This is a genomic window from Gilliamella apis (genome assembly GCF_002142155.1).
Lineage (GTDB): Bacteria > Pseudomonadota > Gammaproteobacteria > Enterobacterales > Orbaceae > Gilliamella > Gilliamella apis.
Map to the genome: position 1 here is coordinate 131,062 of NZ_NASD01000005.1, position 16,624 is coordinate 147,685.

The following is a 16,624-nucleotide window of genomic DNA, read 5'->3' on the forward strand; positions in this document are numbered from 1 at the left end:
ATTAATTATTTTTATGCTGAGTAAAAGGATCCAACTATGGCTTCACTAAAGGATGTGGCTAAACTGGCATCTGTTTCATTGATGACAGTGTCTAGAGCGATTAATAATCCTGAAAAATTAAATAAACAAACTTATAAAAAAGTGAAGAAAGCTATTGAAGAATTGAATTATGTGCCCGATTTATCGGCACGTAAAATTCGAGGTGATAATTCAGGACCACATGCTATTGGTGTGCTGGCATTAGAAACGGCAACGACACCATTTTCAGTTGAATTACTTCAGGCAATAGAAAAAACGGCACAGCAACATGGTTGGAATACATTTATTGTCAATTTATTTGATGATAAAGATGCTGATCATGCGATTAATACGCTTTTATCTTATCGGCCTAATGGTATTATTTATACCACAATGGGATTAAGAAAAGTTGAATTACCTGAAAAACTATTAGGTAAGAATCTAGTATTAGCCAATTGTATTAGTGATTCAGAACAACTTGCTTGTTACATTCCTGATGATTATTCTGGTCAGTATCAAGCCATGCAAAACGTGATCAACAAAGGCTATAAAAAACCACTTTGCATCTATTTATCAGAAAATACTTTAGCTGGTAAAATTAGACGTAAAGCGGTTGAACAAGCATGGCTAGATGCAGGTAATGATTTAGCGGATATCAAAAGCTATCATACGTCTATATCCCCTGATAATCTTGCGTTAGAGTATATGATGACGGTAGAGATCTTAGCAAAACATTGTATTAAAAAACCTGATTTTGACGTATTGATCTGCGGTAATGATCGCATAGCTTTTGTTGCATATCAATTTTTACTTAGCAAAGGGTTTCATATACCAAAGGATATCGCCGTTCTTGGGTATGATAATATGGTTGGCACTGGTGAGCTTTTTTATCCTGCACTGACTACCGTGCAATTACCTCATTACGAAATAGGACAAGCCGCTGCATTACATATCATTAATGGCCTAAGCGAAAAAAATGTCACGCATATCCCATCGCCTTATTTAGCACGAGAATCTGTCTAGAGTAAAAAAACCACCATAATATGGTGGTTTTTATTATCAATTATTGATAAATAGATTTTAATTGCCAGCTTTCTAATTTGCTAATTCTTGCTTGTCCATTTTCAGCAAATAAATTAATTAAACGTGTAGCTGGTAATTTTGGATAAATACGGCTTGAAAGACTATATAAATCTTTGTTGACGAAAACCTCGACTGATGATGCATCCACAAAAATATGCAATGTTACTTTTTTGTTTCTTGGTAATGGCACGCTGCGATAACCTTTTAAATCGAGTCCAGAAAGGCTTCGATCAAGAACCAGTCGATTAGATTGCAAGTCAATATACAATAATGTAGCTTGTTTACCATCTGAGGTGGCAGCGAGTTGTAAGCCAAAACGTTCGGCATTACTATTGGCTAAATCAATTTCAACATTAAGTTCACAACTAATTGACTCGATATCGGTATTTTTTAATTCATTATTTAATGTGATATTGGTTAATAATTGCGGTTTTTCTCGCAAAGCTTCAAGTTCTTTTACTGGTCGGTTACGAACTTTGTTTTGGCGGTCTAGGATTAATTCACGTGGTAAAGTAAATGCCCCCATCCATTTATCGTGTTTACTTGGCATTTTTGACTCCCACATATCCATCCATGCAAATACAATACGGCGACCATCAGCGGCAAGAAATGATTGTGGTGCATAAAAATCATGACCAAAATCCATCTCTTGAAATGATTTAATGACGGTAAATGGTTTACCAGGTTGCCAATCGCCAACAATATAACCTGACTGGAATCGATTACGATATTGATAACCTTTAGCGTGCATGCCTTGCGGTGAAAACATCAAGATCCATTTATCACCCAATGGGAAAAAGTCAGGACATTCAAGCATATAAACATTAGGATCAATATCACTGATAAGTACTTGATCAAATATCCAATCTTTTAAGTCAGTTGAACGATAAAGCAATACTTGCCCAATGTCATTGGCTTCTCGTTGCCCAACCACCATCCACCATTTTCCTTGTTGTTGCCAAACTTTAGGATCACGAAAATGCATAATCCCTTCTTTTGGTGTCAGCACAGTACCATGTTTTTCAAAATGAATACCATCTTTACTGGTAGCAAGACATTGGGTTTCACGAATATGTTCATCATTGCCTTGACCATTTAGCCAGATATGGCCAGTGTAAATTAAACACAGTTCATCATTATTATCTACGGCAGAGCCAGAGAAACAGCCGCTTTGGTCATAATCATGATCGGGTGCAATAGCAATGGGTAATCTTCGCCATGTAATCAGATCATCACTTACCGCATGACCCCAATGCATCGGCCCCCAATTTTCATCATAAGGATGATGTTGGTAAAAGGCATGATATTGCCCTTTATAATAAACTAAACCATTGGGGTCGTTCATCCAGCCAGCTTGCGGTGCTAAATGAAAATGAGGGAAATACTGTTTATTTATTTGTTGTTCTAGTTTTTCTACAGCTTGGTTTGCTTTATCAATTGCAGTATTCATAACATTACCTTCGTTCAAATTGAGTTAAGTTAATATAGTTACATACTACCTTAAAATATTTGTTAACGTTAACTTATAATAAAATAAACGTTAATTTATGTGATACTAGTCACATATTTTTAACGTTAACAATGATTTTTTTTATAAATGATTTAGTTTATTATTAATATTGATTATCAGCATATCAATTAATTAGTCATTAATTAACTAATTTAATCGAAAAGTATAGTGCAATAACATTAATCGTGTTACATAGATTCAATCCCTTTTAACAATAATATGAGTGACAAAATGAAAAATACAAAAGTATGGTCTCTTGGTGATGCCGTTATTGACTTATTGCCATTTGGTGAAATGAACTATCGAGCTTGTGCTGGCGGGGCTCCCGCGAATGTTGCCATTGCGATAGCTAAGTTAGGGCTACCATCGGCTTTTATTGGTCGAGTTGGTAATGATCCATTTGGCCACTTTATGGAAAAAACTTTTTGTGAACATCATGTTGATTGTCAAAGTCTTGAAAAGGACGATGAGCATAGAACGAGTACAGTGGTAGTTGATTTAGGAGACAATGGTGAACGCAGTTTCACTTTTCTTGTTTCGCCTTCAGCTGATCAATTTTTATCTGAACAAGCATTGCCGGATTTTAATCAGGACATTTTACATTTTTGTTCTTTGGCGTTAGTTGGCACAACCTGTCGACAAACATTAAAAACAGCTATTGAAAAACTGACTGCCAAAAATGGCTTAATTAGCTTTGATATTAATTTGCGCGAACAAATGTGGCTGGATAAAAATGAAATGCGCACTATTATTACCCAATTTTGTCACGATGCAGATATTCTTAAACTTTCAGATGAAGAGCTATTCTGGTTAACGGATAGTCAAGATTGGCATGCAGCACTTAATAAACTGCAACAACATTATAATGCACCACTTAAATTAATCACTAAAGGTAAAGACGGTAGTATTGTGTTATGGCAAGGTAAAACGTTTAGTTTTGACTCTTTCCACGTTAATAGTATTGATACAACAGGCGCAGGCGATGCATTTGTTGCTGGATTACTTAGTAGTATTGCTTCATCGGGAATGCCGGAAGATAAATTAATGTTAGAAAGTATGATGACGATAGCTAGCGCTTGTGGGGCATTGGCTACTACTAAAAAAGGCGCATTAACAGCATTACCGGATAGTGCATTTTTACAATCTTTTATTAGTGATAACCCAGCGCTAATTGCTAAACAAATGGTGTAAATAATGACAGAAAAACAAAAAATGCTAACAGGACTACTTTATGATCCTAGTATCGATGAACTTGAAAATGAACGGCTTTATGCCCAAAATATCTGTTTTAAGTTAAATTAACTTTTGTATAGCAAAAAGGCATAGCAATCCTTTTATGTAAACAATTTAAAGTTAAAATAGTTGACAATGTAATGCTATGTATTATGATGCACACAGATTTATTTTGATTCTTAAAAGGATTTTCTATGTCATTAAATGGCATTCGCCATGACTGGGTATTGTCTGAAGTAATGGATATTTTTCAGTTACCTTTCAATGATCTTATTTTCAAAGCACAAACCATACATCGACAATATTTTGATGCGAATAAAGTACAGGTGTCTACTCTGCTATCAATAAAGACAGGTGCTTGTCCTGAAGATTGTAAATATTGTCCTCAATCTATCCACCATGATACTGGCTTAGAAAAAGAAAAATTACTTGAAGTACAAAGAGTAATTGAAGAAGCTAAAGCCGCCAAAGCTGTAGGGGCTACACGTTTTTGTATGGGGGCTGCTTGGAAGCATCCAACAAATCGCGATATGCCTTATCTCTTGGAGATGGTAAAAGGCGTCAAAACTCTGGGGATGGAAACCTGCATGACTCTGGGGCAACTATCCCAACTACAGGCTTACGCATTAGCCGATGCAGGTTTAGATTTTTATAATCATAATTTAGATACTTCACCTGAGTTTTACCAGCAAATAATTACTACTCGTACATACAGTGAGCGTTTACAAACATTGGCTTATGTAAGAGAAGCTGGTATTAAAATTTGCTCGGGTGGTATTTTGGGTATGGGGGAAACTTTAAAAGATCGAGCCAATTTATTGATACAACTTGCTAATTTAGACCAACACCCAGAAAGTGTTCCCATTAATAATTTAGTCAAGGTTAAAGGTACCCCGTTAGCAAATGAAAAAGATATTGAACCATTTGATTTTATTAGAATGCTAGCTGTCGCTCGTATTATGATGCCTAAATCTTATATACGCTTGTCAGCAGGAAGAGAACAAATGAATGAGCAAATGCAAGCACTGGCTTTTTTAGCCGGTGCTAATTCAATATTTTATGGTGATAAGCTATTAACTACATCTAATCCGCAAGTCGATAAAGATAATGCTTTATTTTTTAAATTAGGCATTAATCCAGAAAAGATCCAAGATTATAGCGATGAGGTACATAAGGCTGCTATTGTGCAAGCAATTAGTGAGCAAGCGCAAAATAATCAATCTGGCGATAATTCTTAAGATTTAAATATAAGAACATTAATCTTAACTTTTTGGCCGATTGCTATAAGTTTGCGCAGGTTTGTCTTGCCCACAGATCGATAGCAAATACGTCTTCAATCGTGGTTGGTTCAGGAAAATCAAGTGTTTCTAAAACTGTTGCTACCTGTTTAGCAATATCCATAAAGCCGATTTTATTTTGTAAAAATGCTGCTACCGCCATTTCATTAGCCGCATTGAGTGCCGTTGTTGCTGCTTGTCCTTGATTGAATGCCTCAATAGCTAACTTTAAACAAGGATAACGGTTAAAATCGGGTTGAGAAAAAGTCAGTGATGAAATTTGCGTAAAATCTAATGCCGGCACGCTTGATGCAATTCTATCAGGATAAGACATTGCATAAGCAATTGGCGTACACATATCTGGAATGCCGAGCTCGGCAATCACACTGCCATCTTGGTAACGAACCATCGAATGTATGATTGATTGAGGATGAATGATAATTTCCATCTCTTCTTCACTGGCATTAAACAGCCAACGAGCTTCAATATATTCTAGTCCTTTATTCATCATGGTAGCTGAATCGACAGAGATTTTCTTACCCATTGACCAATTAGGATGAGCAACCGCTTGTTCAGGCGTAACTGTGGTTAATTGATTTAACGGTAAATCTCGAAATGGTCCTCCTGAACCGGTTAGGACAATTTTGGTGATGCCATAATCGGCTAAATTAGCAAATCCTAAATTTTGTTGAACTTCTGATGGGAGGCTCTGAAAGATTGCATTGTGCTCACTATCAACTGGTAATAATTGTGCTCTATATTGTTTAACTGCCTGCATAAATAAATGGCCACAAGTTACCAAAGATTCTTTATTCGCTAACAAAATCCGTTTGCCTTTTTTAATGGCGGCAAGGGTAGGTTTTAATCCTGCAGCCCCGACTATAGCTGCCATTACCATATCTACTTCAGTAAGCTCTGCTAAATCGCATATAGCTTGTTGACCATGAAATACTTCAATATTTAATTTTAGGTCTACGAGATTTTTTCTAAGTTGCTGTGCTGCTTCTTCATCAGCCATGGCGACATAATTTGGTCTAAATTCCAAACATTGTTCGGTCATTTTGCCGACATTTTGCCCACCAGTTAAAGCAATTGCTTTAAATAAATCTGGATTTTGCCGTATAACAGCTAAAGTACTACAACCTATTGAGCCAGTTGAACCTAAAATTGTAATGTTTTTCATATTAGTAAATTAAATTTATGTTGTTTTCAGCAAAAAATGAGACGAATCGCTCATCAGGCAGTTTATCAGTAATTACTTGATCGAACAAAGTTAATTCACTGATGAAAGCCGGCTTGATTTGGCCAAATTTAGTATGATCAGCAATTAAGATGTTTTGACCTGATTTTTTCATTGCTTGTTGCTTCATATCTAATTCTTCAAAATGATAACAAGTTACTCCTTGTTGCAAATCAATACCTGCTGCTGAAATAAAGGCTTTATTCGGACAGATAGAATCTAACTGGTTGGATTGATGTAAACTTGTAAAGATAGCATTATTTGGTTGGAATTGACCACCGCATAAAATGATCTTACATTTAGGTTTATGTTGTAGTGCCAATAAACTATTTAATGAATAACAGATAGCAGTAAATGCAATATCATTATCTATTGTATTAATGATAAAAGGCATGGTGGTGCCACAATCAAAAAATATTGTATCGTTTTCATTGATAAATTGACTAACAAGTTTTGCAATATAAGCTTTTTCTTCAACTTGCTTATCCTGCTGATCTGAAACGAAATACTTTGCGATTGAATGACGGTCTTCATTGACAATATAGCCACCTAAGACAATTAATGAGGAGGGGCAATTGTTAAGATCACGCCTGATAGTCATCTCTGACACTGCTAATTTTTCTGCCGCTGCTTTTAGGTGGATCTTGTCAGTGTTTTTTAGGATTTCAAGGAGTTCATTTATTCTTTTTTGTGGTTGAGTTTCCATTGTTTTTCCTAAATAACAAAAAGCTACATAATATATATGTAACTTATTGTTATGATTGATTAGTAATTGCTAGATGATGTACTGTTACCTGAAACGATTGCAATACCAGCACTTGCGCCTAAACGATTTGCACCAGCTTGAACCATTTTTTCGGCAGTCATACGATCACGAATACCACCAGACGCTTTCACGCCCATATTTTCACCGACTGTTTCACGCATTAATTTTACATCTTCAACTGTTGCTCCAGAAGTACTAAAGCCGGTAGATGTTTTGACAAAAGCAACTCCAATATCTTTACAAATTGTACAAACTTTAACAATTTCTTCTTTGGTTAATAAGCAAGTTTCTAAAATAACTTTTAATGGTACTGAACCGCAGGCTTTGAATACCGCTTCGATATCATTTTTAACTGCATCCCAATTATTGCTTTTTAGCCAACCGACATTGATTACCATGTCAATTTCTTCTGCACCAGCTTTAACAGCCATTTCTGTTTCATAAGCTTTAGCTGACGTAAGCATAGCACCAAGTGGAAAACCGACTACTGAACATACTTTTACATCACTACCTTTTAATAACTCTGCCACTAAAGGTACATAGCCAGAATTAACGCACACAGAATAAAAATGATATTCTTTTGCTTCATCACAGAGTTTTCCAATCTGATCTTCAGTCGCATTCATCGCTAATAAAGTATGATCAATATACTTTGCATAATCCATAAGGGTTTCCTTAAATTTTTTATTAATGTTAAATCTAGTTAATTTTGTTAATCTGTAAATAGTAATGTTATAAAAATAACAAATATAACCAAATAATGTTACTTTAATAACATTATATCGCTAATTTGTGAGAATTTGAAATATAACAACTGCTATTAATATGTTAAAGAAATAAATAAAAACGCCCAATTTAATAAAATTGGGCGTCAAAATGGTATTTATGAATTTTTGAAATAGATTAGAATTCCATTAATTCTTTCTCTTTCTCAGCAAGTACGCTATCTAATTTTTTGATTGCCGCATCGGTTGCTTTTTGAATGAGATCTTGTGATTTACGTTCATCATCTTCAGAAATTTCTTTATCTTTCAATAATGCTTTAATCTGATCATTGGCATCACGACGGATATTACGGATTGATACGCGTCCTTGTTCTGCTTCACCACGAACAATTTTCGTTAAATCACGACGACGTTCTTCAGTTAACGGTGGTAGAGGAACTCGAATAACGGTACCCGCTGATGCAGGGTTCAAGCCTAAATCAGAAGTTAAAATTGCTTTTTCAATTAATGGTGTTAATGATTTATCAAACACGGTAATTGCAAGTGTTCTTGAATCTTCAGCAACCACATTGGCTAATTGGCGAAGCGGTGTTGGGCTACCGTAATATTCAACCATAATACCATCTAATAAACTAGGTGATGCACGACCAGTTCTAATTTTAGAAATATGATTCTGAAACGCATCAATACTTTTTTCCATGCGCTCTTGCGCTTCTTTTTGAATCTCATTTAGCATAATAAAAAACCTTTTTAAATAAATAAGACTAGCAGCTAACTGTAGCCTGATTATTGATTAATGTTCCTTCTGATTCGCCTAGAATGACGCGACGTAATGCACCGGGTTTATTCATATTAAACACACAAATTGGTAAATTATGATCACGTGCTAATGTAAATGCGGCTAAATCCATCACTTTTAATTCATCATCTAACACTTTCTCGTAATTAAGTGTTTTATAAAGTGTTGCATTAGGATCTTTTACCGGATCGGCTGAATAAACACCATCAACTTTGGTTGCTTTTAAAACCACATCAGCTTCAATTTCAATACCTCGTAAACAGGCTGCTGAGTCAGTTGTGAAAAATGGGTTACCGGTTCCAGCCGAAAGGATAACGACCTTACCATGTTTAAGCAAGCTGATTGCTTCAGTCCAGCGATAATCATCACAAACGCCGTTTAATGGAATTGCCGACATCAAACGGGCATTAACTTCAATTCGGTGCAATGCATCACGCATAGCAAGACCGTTCATTACTGTGGCAAGCATACCCATATGGTCACCAACAACACGGTTCATGCCTGCTTTAGCAAGTCCTGCACCACGAAATAGATTACCACCCCCAATAACAACAGCAACCTGAACTCCCATGTCGATAAGTTCTTTAATTTCTTGAGCCATACGATCAAGAACGGTTGGATCAATACCAAAACCTTCATCACCTTGCAGCGCTTCACCACTAAGTTTGAGAAGGATACGTTTATAGAAAGGGGTTACCATATGAAGTCTCACTATTTCGTTATTTAATTACTTAAAAAGCTAGCATAACTAGCTGGCAATCATTTTAAAATATTTTGTGGATAAACAAAACCGCCATGAAGGCGGTTTTGATAAAACAATTAAGATTGTTTCGACATCGCAGCCACTTCTGCTGCAAAATCAACTTCGACTTTTTCGATACCTTCACCCACTTCAAAGCGGATAAATGATGCAACAGTCGCTTTTTTCTCAGTAAGTAAATCACCAACTGTTTTGCTTGGATCCATTACAAATGGTTGACCAGTAAGTGATACTTCACCAGTGAATTTACGCATACGGCCTTCAACCATTTTTTCTGCGATTTCACGAGGTTTACCAGATTGCATTGCAATATCAATTTGAATATTACGTTCATGCTCAACCACATCTGCAGGTACATCGCTAGGGTCAACATATTCTGGTTTGCTTGCTGCAATGTGCATTGCAATGTGTTTAACTAATTCTTCATCACAACCACTGTTAGCTGCAACTAAAACACCAATACGTGCACCGTGTTGATAACTACCAACTACATCGCCAGTAATTTGTTGAACACGACGGATGCCGATGTTTTCACCAATTTTAGCAACTAATGCAGTACGTTCTTCTTCAAATTTTGCTTGTAAAGCTGCAATATCAGTGATTTTATCATTTAAAGCAGCTGTTGCTACTTTATCACTGAATTCTAAGAAACCAGCATCTTTAGCAACAAAGTCAGTTTCACAGTTAATTTCTAAAATAACACCAACTTTTTTATCTGCTGAAATTTTAGAAATAATTACACCTTCAGCTGCCACACGACCTGCTTTTTTAGCTGCTTTGGCTTGACCTGATTTACGCATGTTGTCGATAGCAAGATCGATATCACCATTTGCTTCAACTAATGCTTTTTTACATTCCATCATACCTGCGCCAGTTCTTTCGCGCAGTTCTTTTACCATAGAAGCGGTAACTTCAGCCATTTTAAAATCCTCTATTTAACCATTATGATGATTTTCATTAGAATGGGTCGACGATATTATCGACCCTGAAAATATTTGAGTTTATTATTCTGCTGCTGGAGCTTCTTCAACAAAGCTTTCTTCAGATACTGGAGATTGGTTTTGTTCACGACCTGAACGTACTGCTTCAGCAACTGCATTTGCATATAATTGAATTGCACGGATTGCGTCATCATTACCAGGAACAATGTAATCAATACCATCTGGATCTGAGTTAGTATCAACAACAGCAATGACTGGAATACCTAAATTGTTAGCTTCTTTGATTGCGATATGTTCATGGTCTGCACCAATAACAAAAATCACATCGGGTAAGCCACCCATATTTTTAATTCCACCCAAGCTATTTTCTAATTTAGCCATTTCACGAGCACGCATAAGTGCTTCTTTCTTGGTTAATTTATCAAATGTACCATCATTAGCTTGTGTTTCTAAATCTTTTAAACGTTTGATTGATTGACGTACTGTTTTCCAGTTAGTCAACATACCACCTAACCAGCGGTGATTAACGTAGTATTGTCCACAGCTTTCAGCTGCTTGTTTAATTGCTTCACTTGCAGCACGTTTTGTACCAACAAATAGAATTTTACCTTTACGCGCAGCAACTTTGTTTAATTCAGCTAATGCTTCATTGAACATTGGTACTGTTTTTTCAAGATTGATGATGTGAACTTTGTTACGAGCACCAAAAATAAATGGTTTCATTTTTGGGTTCCAATAACGAGTTTGGTGTCCAAAGTGTACACCTGCTTGTAACATATCGCGCATTGATACTGTAGTCATGATTTCCTCATTTTTACGTTGGGGTTATGCCTCCACATATCCGCTTTATCCGACCTTATTACTTTAAGTAAAAGGCACCCCGGCAAAGAGTAATGATATGTGTGTGTTATAACGTTAATTAATTATTAAATTTTATGCTGATGTTTCATTATTATTTTCAATAAAAATAATCTGAAATATAGCGCGCGTTTTATACCACATTTAAATTAAGATTACCAGAAGTATTTATTTTTATAGCTGATGAAATATTAGTTTTTTATTAAAGGTTGTGGATTTGGTCTGGAAAAATAACGATATAAGCTAACAAAGTCAATTTATTAGCTTATATTAAAAAAGTTGCATGTTGCTTTAAATCATTAAGCCTTTTTAACAAAACAAGCTTTAAGCATTACTTTCATGCCATCGATTTTACAATCAATTTCGTGATCACCGTCTACTAGACGAATGCCTTTAGCTTTAGCCCCTTTTTTGAGGACGGTTGATGAGCCTTTTAATTTCAAATCTTTGATCAAAATAATATCATCGCCATCAACTAACAAATTGCCATTGCTATCTTTAACTTGTAATTCATCGGTTGTCGAAGTTTCTTGATTTGGATCCCATTCGTGTGCACATTCCGGACAAACATAAAAAGTACCATCGTGATAAGTGTGTTCAGATTGGCAAGCCGGGCAATTAGGTATAGATTCCATAGTTTTTCATTAATCCAAATTAAATAAAATGATGTCCACTATAGCAAAAAAAGACTATTTAGTCATGATATTCAGCTATACCTAATAGTTTTTTATTATTTCGGTTTGACACTACAGATAGCAATGTAATTAAGGTATTTTTTATTTTTTCTAAATGTTTTAAACATTTTGATAAATTGTGGTCGATTTTGTTTATGTAATGCATTACCAACAATTTTGATTGCACCAAAAAATCCTTCATCGGTAATCATACCTCGTGGTGACATTAACGTCATAGCGGCATGTTCTGATTTTATATTGATAAATCCTATAGTTGAAAAAAGATTAATCCATTCATCATGACTCATAGGCTGTGCATTAACATTGATCGCATTATGAATCTGTGCCGTGACGTCTTGAGAGTTTTCTGGATTTACTAACATAATGTCATGCGTTAATAATTTTCCACCTGGTTTTAATACTCGAAAATACTCGCTGAGTAAGCGAGCTTTCGCTTTGTCTGCATACATGGTTAACATCGCTTCATTAATTACAATATCAAAGCTGTTATCAGGGAAAGGTAATTTGGAAGCGTCGGCTTGTTGTATATCGACTAACTGACTAACATTATTTTTTATAACATTTTGTTTGGCTTTCTCTAATGCCATTTTATCCATGTCGATACCAATAATATGGCATTTAAATCGCTTAGCTATTTCGATAGAGGTCGTACCCATATTGCATGCGATCTCTAACACTTGGCTTTGTGGCGTAAATTCTGCTTGTTTAAATAACCATTCCGTAGCTTTCTTTCCCCCTGGGCGTAACCTTGTTTTCCCTAAACGAGCAAGAAATTTATGGCCAGCTTCTTTTTTAATTTGTTCCATTGTCTATCCTTAGTTTAATTAGTCTTTAATGTGATTTCTCTCAACATAATTAATAGCATTTTTGCTGGTATTGGTGCTTCAACAGCATGAGGGATATTAGCTGGCATTTTTACTATCGTTCCTGGTTCAGCTTTAACTGGTTTGCCATCAATAATTAAATTTAATTGCCCTTCTATGACCATAACGATCGCATCAAATGGTGCACTATGTTCAGAGAGCCCTTGTCCTTTATCAAAAGCAAATAAGGTTAAGTTACCACCAGATGTTTTAGCTAATACTCGACTAGCAATACCTTGCTCCGTTTGTTTAATTAATGAAGCTAAATTTAGTTCTTGTGCTGGAGGAATAGTATTATTTGGCATAAGATGCTCCTGTTTTTCAGTAAGTGCAAAACAAAATATAATTGTTATTTTGGTCAAGGCTTATGATATAGGTTATAAGTGGTTAAATTATTATTGTTAAAAAACATTATATTTCATATGGTTATTGATAATTAATAATAAGGCTTTATTTATTGAAATAAGAATTATTATCAATTATATTGAAGTCATTCTAAAGTTATTATTAGGCAATCCCTATGACATTTGTCAAAAATATACCAACTCAAGATGAGATTTTAACTTGGTTAAATAATGTAAAAATGTTTGATGGGCTAACCACTGATGCATTAATACCAATCCTTGAAAATGCTAGTTATATGGAATTTAGTACCGGTGAGCTAATTAGTTATGAAGGTATGCCTTTTTCTGGTTGTTCGTTGGTTCTTGCTGGTAAAGTTGAGGTATTTAGAAATACTTATTTAGGTGAAGAAAAAGTTTTTGGGATTTTTTCGCCTTATGAATTAGTTGCCATTGCTGCAGTGTTTATGCCTCATAATCGCTTTCCCATGACAATTCGAGCAAAAACTAATTGCTCATTATTATTACTTGAAAAAAATAGCGTATTACAAGTTTGTATGAATAATCCTATTGTTATGCAACGCTTGTTAGTGCAATTTAGTACTAAACTATACGAACAAATTAATAACATCGATTGGTTAACATCCAGTTCGGCAGAACAGCGTTTAGCTGCTTATATTTTATCGTTATCTTCGAAACAAGATACAAGTTTTGTGTTACCAATATCACGCAGTCAATTGGCAACTAAGCTCGGTATCCGTTATGAAACGTTAAGCCGACTAATTTCTAGTTGGCGTAAACAAAAAATAATTGAAATTAAATTGAATCAGGTAACAATTTTAAAGAGAACCTATCTTCACCAGCTTACGCTTCCTTCACAACGTTCATTTTAAGTAGCTGTATCTGACAGCATTACTGTCAGATACACTTTTTTAGAAGTGATAAACAAGCCCACTATTGAGATTGAATCCCATAGCTGGGAATAAAGTATTTTCTTGTTTTGATTTTACTACATCATTAGCAACCGAGGCGGTAGCATAATGTTTGTTGGTTAGGTTATCTGCAGTTAAATAAGCCGACCAACCATTAGGATTTTGATAATTAATTTTAAAGCCTAAAGCTACATATTTATCTCGGTATTGAACATTCATATTATTGGCATGATCAACCGGCGTATTAGTTGGGGACCAGTGAATATTTGGGCCAAGTGTCCAGTTATCATATTTATATAAAATTTCTGCAGTAATCGTATTTCTTGGGATGCCGGCAATATAATTACGATTATATTCGCCACCCATAAAACGAAAATCGTTATACGTCCAAGCTAGACGATATTCAATATCGCCAGAAATAAAAACTGAAGGTATTAGTCCTTTTAGGCCTGCTTCTATCCCTTGATGACGTGTTTTGGCGCCATAATTAAATACCCCTATTGCCGTTCCACTTGTGTCGTAAGTGGTAATATATTCATCTTTAATGATGCTTCTATATAAAGCAATATCCCAGTTTAATTCTTGGGTTATCTTACCATTACCACCAATTTCAGCAGTAATGCCTTTTTGACGATTTAATTTGTTAATTTTGGCTTTCATGCCATCGCTAGTAATAATTTCACGAAAGGATGCGGGTTCGTTACTGGTGCTTAAATTGGCATAAAATCGCGTATCATTTGTTTGATTCCAAATTACCCCTAATTTAGGTGACCAAAATGTCCATGTTTGATCAAGGGCGTTTTTATTGTGCCGCGCATCAACCTCTCGTTTGGCATGCGTAATTTTAGTATCTAAATTGAGTTGCCATTCATTGTTGATTTGCCATGAGGAACCAATGGATCCATATACGTTTTCTGCGGTAGCATCATATTTTCCCAGTGAACGTTTATTCATTTTGGTATGACGTCGATTCATCAATAATTGACGATCAAGATTGGTTTTATCCCATGCTAGAGCTGATCGATAGCTAAAATTATCAAAGGTCATATTATAAGTTAATTGACTACCAATAGTGTTACTATCACTTAAAACATAATCGGTTGGTGTAACAAAATTATCATGTGTACGCTGATACCATAAACCTAGCTCAATCGCTTGGTTGTCTAAAGTCCAATTTGCGCGGTTAGCAATACGCCCCTGTTGAACATTACGATGCGGATCTCGCATTTGCACAACTTTAAAAATACTCGTTGGATCACTTTTGCTTTTACGTTGCGATAAAGGTCCTGGAATATCAAAACGTAAATCTGTCCAACTTAACCATGTTCTATTTTCAAAGTTTTCATTACTATAACCAAAGTTAGATCGAACTGTTTTCCGTTGCGAGGTTGAATGATCTCGATAACCATCAAAATGGTCATAAGATAGGCTAATGCGACCATCCATATCATAACCGCTATGACCTAATGCGATTTGCGCGGCTTCTCGACCAAATGCTCCATATTCATAACGAGCACTACCAAGTTCATCTTTTCCTGTGTAGGAGATGAAATTCAATTCTCCCCCTAAACTATTAGCTTGAGGATGGGTATTATTGGCTCCACGGTAAACTGAAATTAACCGAGCTTCACGCATATCTAAGGTACTAATATGGAAATCACCATCAGCATCCGTGATAGGTAGCCCATCTTGTAATAGTAAGACACCTCGTGATAGCGGGGCACTTTGCACTCCGGAACCACGAATGTTTAATCTTGGTTGATCTGTACCGCCAAAAAAGTTTTGAATAATAATTCCAGGTTGATAATCAAGCGCATCTTGTAGTGTGGATAATCTATTTTCCTGTTCTGGAATGATTAAGTTAGTTGCCCCAGCAGTTTGTTTCTGTTTAACTTGTTCCTGCTGAAAAGTCGGAGACAATGAATTTTTTCTATTATCACTATCATTAGGGGTAACAATAATTGTATCATGACTTGTCTCGGCTAATGCATAACCGCTAAACATCATAGGCGAATAGAATAGGGTTAATATACTTATTTGAATAACTTTATTTTTTCTGCACATAACATCTCACTTCTCATTCGATTTAATGATAATGATTATTATTTACACAAAAAACAAGAAACACTATGACATTTGTCAAATATAACAAAAAATAAACAATAAAAGTTTAAGGAATAGATTATCTCAGGCTTTTGTCAATCAAGAATAATAGTATAAATTATTTTTCTTAGTTGCTTTTTCTTAGTTTTGGTAATGCCTTTAGCAGCTATATAGCTGCATCTTCACTGATATCGCCTTTAGCTTGATACCTAGGTCTAAATAGGTTAATTAACCTGTTTAATTCGTTTAGTTAAATATTGAGGACAATAAAAAAGGTGCACAGAGTGCACCTTTTTGGAACTGATAAGAGCATTTAACATGCTCTTTAGTTACGCTTAAATTATTTGATAACTTTAGCAACAACACCAGCACCAACAGTACGACCACCTTCACGGATAGCGAAACGTAAACCGTCTGCCATTGCGATTGGGTGAATTAATGATACTGTCATTTTGATGTTATCACCTGGCATTACCATTT

18 protein-coding genes are annotated in these 16,624 nt (G+C 35.4%); 5 read left to right on the forward strand and 13 right to left on the reverse strand.

The window, feature by feature from the left end; all coding sequences use genetic code 11:
• Positions 1-36 precede the first annotated feature (36 nt).
• Entirely contained in the window at positions 37-1,041 is a 1,005-nt protein-coding gene (locus B6C84_RS04065; RefSeq protein ID WP_086321054.1) for a LacI family DNA-binding transcriptional regulator, read from the forward strand.
• Between the two features lie 40 nt (positions 1,042-1,081).
• On the opposite strand, the gene B6C84_RS04070 is transcribed toward B6C84_RS04065, so the two are convergent.
• Positions 1,082-2,551, reverse strand: coding sequence for a glycoside hydrolase family 32 protein (locus tag B6C84_RS04070; RefSeq protein WP_086321053.1), 1,470 nt, complete (start codon positions 2,549-2,551; stop codon positions 1,082-1,084).
• 291 nt (positions 2,552-2,842) lie between these two features.
• Between B6C84_RS04070 and B6C84_RS04075 the strand changes: the two genes are divergently transcribed.
• From B6C84_RS04075 to bioB, 3 genes are all read left to right on the forward strand, one after another.
• Positions 2,843-3,802, forward strand: coding sequence for an aminoimidazole riboside kinase (locus B6C84_RS04075; protein WP_086353989.1), 960 nt, complete (start codon positions 2,843-2,845; stop codon positions 3,800-3,802).
• A gap of 3 nt (positions 3,803-3,805) precedes the next feature.
• Positions 3,806-3,913: a maltose acetyltransferase domain-containing protein gene (locus B6C84_RS04080; protein ID WP_086321051.1), complete on the forward strand. Its 108-nt coding sequence runs from the start codon at positions 3,806-3,808 to the stop codon at positions 3,911-3,913.
• A 125-nt stretch (positions 3,914-4,038) separates the two neighbouring features.
• The gene (gene bioB, locus B6C84_RS04085; protein ID WP_086321050.1) at positions 4,039-5,082 is read left to right on the forward strand and encodes a biotin synthase BioB; all 1,044 of its coding nucleotides are present in this window, start codon (positions 4,039-4,041) and stop codon (positions 5,080-5,082) included.
• 43 nt (positions 5,083-5,125) lie between these two features.
• On the opposite strand, the gene ispC is transcribed toward bioB, so the two are convergent.
• The 10 genes from ispC to B6C84_RS04135 all read right to left on the reverse strand — a co-directional run bounded on the left by ispC (position 5,126) and on the right by B6C84_RS04135 (position 13,073).
• Entirely contained in the window at positions 5,126-6,304 is a 1,179-nt protein-coding gene (ispC, locus tag B6C84_RS04090) for a 1-deoxy-D-xylulose-5-phosphate reductoisomerase (protein WP_086321049.1), read from the reverse strand.
• Between the two features lies 1 nt (position 6,305).
• On the reverse strand, positions 6,306-7,067 hold the full coding sequence (gene deoR / locus B6C84_RS04095; RefSeq protein ID WP_086321048.1) for a DNA-binding transcriptional repressor DeoR: 762 nt from the start codon (positions 7,065-7,067) through the stop codon (positions 6,306-6,308).
• 59 nt (positions 7,068-7,126) lie between these two features.
• Positions 7,127-7,792, reverse strand: a complete 666-nt coding sequence (deoC, locus tag B6C84_RS04100; RefSeq protein ID WP_065652057.1) for a deoxyribose-phosphate aldolase — start codon at positions 7,790-7,792, stop codon at positions 7,127-7,129.
• 238 nt (positions 7,793-8,030) lie between these two features.
• A complete protein-coding gene (gene frr / locus B6C84_RS04105) occupies positions 8,031-8,588 on the reverse strand; it encodes a ribosome recycling factor (RefSeq protein WP_086321047.1) in 558 nt (185 codons plus the stop codon).
• 28 nt (positions 8,589-8,616) lie between these two features.
• On the reverse strand, positions 8,617-9,351 hold the full coding sequence (gene pyrH, locus B6C84_RS04110; protein WP_065579131.1) for a UMP kinase: 735 nt from the start codon (positions 9,349-9,351) through the stop codon (positions 8,617-8,619).
• 119 nt (positions 9,352-9,470) lie between these two features.
• Positions 9,471-10,331 (reverse strand): translation elongation factor Ts, encoded by an 861-nt coding sequence (gene tsf, locus B6C84_RS04115; protein WP_065579132.1) that lies wholly within the window; start codon positions 10,329-10,331, stop codon positions 9,471-9,473.
• A gap of 84 nt (positions 10,332-10,415) precedes the next feature.
• The gene (rpsB, locus tag B6C84_RS04120; protein ID WP_065579133.1) at positions 10,416-11,153 is read right to left on the reverse strand and encodes a 30S ribosomal protein S2; all 738 of its coding nucleotides are present in this window, start codon (positions 11,151-11,153) and stop codon (positions 10,416-10,418) included.
• Between the two features lie 356 nt (positions 11,154-11,509).
• Positions 11,510-11,845 carry a zinc ribbon domain-containing protein YjdM gene (locus B6C84_RS04125; protein WP_065579134.1) on the reverse strand — a complete coding sequence of 112 codons (336 nt, stop codon included), beginning with the start codon at positions 11,843-11,845 and terminating at the stop codon, positions 11,510-11,512.
• Between the two features lie 95 nt (positions 11,846-11,940).
• Positions 11,941-12,711 carry a class I SAM-dependent methyltransferase gene (locus tag B6C84_RS04130; protein WP_065613727.1) on the reverse strand — a complete coding sequence of 257 codons (771 nt, stop codon included), beginning with the start codon at positions 12,709-12,711 and terminating at the stop codon, positions 11,941-11,943.
• 14 nt (positions 12,712-12,725) lie between these two features.
• On the reverse strand, positions 12,726-13,073 hold the full coding sequence (locus tag B6C84_RS04135; RefSeq protein WP_065579136.1) for a cupin domain-containing protein: 348 nt from the start codon (positions 13,071-13,073) through the stop codon (positions 12,726-12,728).
• A gap of 215 nt (positions 13,074-13,288) precedes the next feature.
• Between B6C84_RS04135 and B6C84_RS04140 the strand changes: the two genes are divergently transcribed.
• On the forward strand, positions 13,289-14,002 hold the full coding sequence (locus B6C84_RS04140; RefSeq protein ID WP_086321046.1) for a Crp/Fnr family transcriptional regulator: 714 nt from the start codon (positions 13,289-13,291) through the stop codon (positions 14,000-14,002).
• 39 nt (positions 14,003-14,041) lie between these two features.
• On the opposite strand, the gene B6C84_RS04145 is transcribed toward B6C84_RS04140, so the two are convergent.
• Both B6C84_RS04145 and B6C84_RS04150 read right to left on the reverse strand, forming a co-directional pair.
• Positions 14,042-16,105: a TonB-dependent receptor family protein gene (locus B6C84_RS04145; protein ID WP_086321045.1), complete on the reverse strand. Its 2,064-nt coding sequence runs from the start codon at positions 16,103-16,105 to the stop codon at positions 14,042-14,044.
• A 379-nt stretch (positions 16,106-16,484) separates the two neighbouring features.
• On the reverse strand, positions 16,485-16,624 hold a 140-nt coding region (locus B6C84_RS04150), incomplete at its 5' end, for an EF-Tu C-terminal domain-related protein (protein ID WP_086320474.1).

Bases quoted from the DNA above. Each gene is read 5' to 3' on its own strand.
- B6C84_RS04065 (WP_086321054.1), top strand. From the start codon at position 37: ATGGCTTCACTAAAGGATGTGGCTAAACTGGCATCTGTTTCATTGATG.
- B6C84_RS04070 (WP_086321053.1), bottom strand. From the start codon at position 2,551: ATGAATACTGCAATTGATAAAGCAAACCAAGCTGTAGAAAAACTAGAA.
- B6C84_RS04075 (WP_086353989.1), top strand. From the start codon at position 2,843: ATGAAAAATACAAAAGTATGGTCTCTTGGTGATGCCGTTATTGACTTA.
- B6C84_RS04080 (WP_086321051.1), top strand. From the start codon at position 3,806: ATGACAGAAAAACAAAAAATGCTAACAGGACTACTTTATGATCCTAGT.
- bioB (WP_086321050.1), top strand. From the start codon at position 4,039: ATGTCATTAAATGGCATTCGCCATGACTGGGTATTGTCTGAAGTAATG.
- ispC (WP_086321049.1), bottom strand. From the start codon at position 6,304: ATGAAAAACATTACAATTTTAGGTTCAACTGGCTCAATAGGTTGTAGT.
- deoR (WP_086321048.1), bottom strand. From the start codon at position 7,067: ATGGAAACTCAACCACAAAAAAGAATAAATGAACTCCTTGAAATCCTA.
- deoC (WP_065652057.1), bottom strand. From the start codon at position 7,792: ATGGATTATGCAAAGTATATTGATCATACTTTATTAGCGATGAATGCG.
- frr (WP_086321047.1), bottom strand. From the start codon at position 8,588: ATGCTAAATGAGATTCAAAAAGAAGCGCAAGAGCGCATGGAAAAAAGT.
- pyrH (WP_065579131.1), bottom strand. From the start codon at position 9,351: ATGGTAACCCCTTTCTATAAACGTATCCTTCTCAAACTTAGTGGTGAA.
- tsf (WP_065579132.1), bottom strand. From the start codon at position 10,331: ATGGCTGAAGTTACCGCTTCTATGGTAAAAGAACTGCGCGAAAGAACT.
- rpsB (WP_065579133.1), bottom strand. From the start codon at position 11,153: ATGACTACAGTATCAATGCGCGATATGTTACAAGCAGGTGTACACTTT.
- B6C84_RS04125 (WP_065579134.1), bottom strand. From the start codon at position 11,845: ATGGAATCTATACCTAATTGCCCGGCTTGCCAATCTGAACACACTTAT.
- B6C84_RS04130 (WP_065613727.1), bottom strand. From the start codon at position 12,711: ATGGAACAAATTAAAAAAGAAGCTGGCCATAAATTTCTTGCTCGTTTA.
- B6C84_RS04135 (WP_065579136.1), bottom strand. From the start codon at position 13,073: ATGCCAAATAATACTATTCCTCCAGCACAAGAACTAAATTTAGCTTCA.
- B6C84_RS04140 (WP_086321046.1), top strand. From the start codon at position 13,289: ATGACATTTGTCAAAAATATACCAACTCAAGATGAGATTTTAACTTGG.
- B6C84_RS04145 (WP_086321045.1), bottom strand. From the start codon at position 16,105: ATGTGCAGAAAAAATAAAGTTATTCAAATAAGTATATTAACCCTATTC.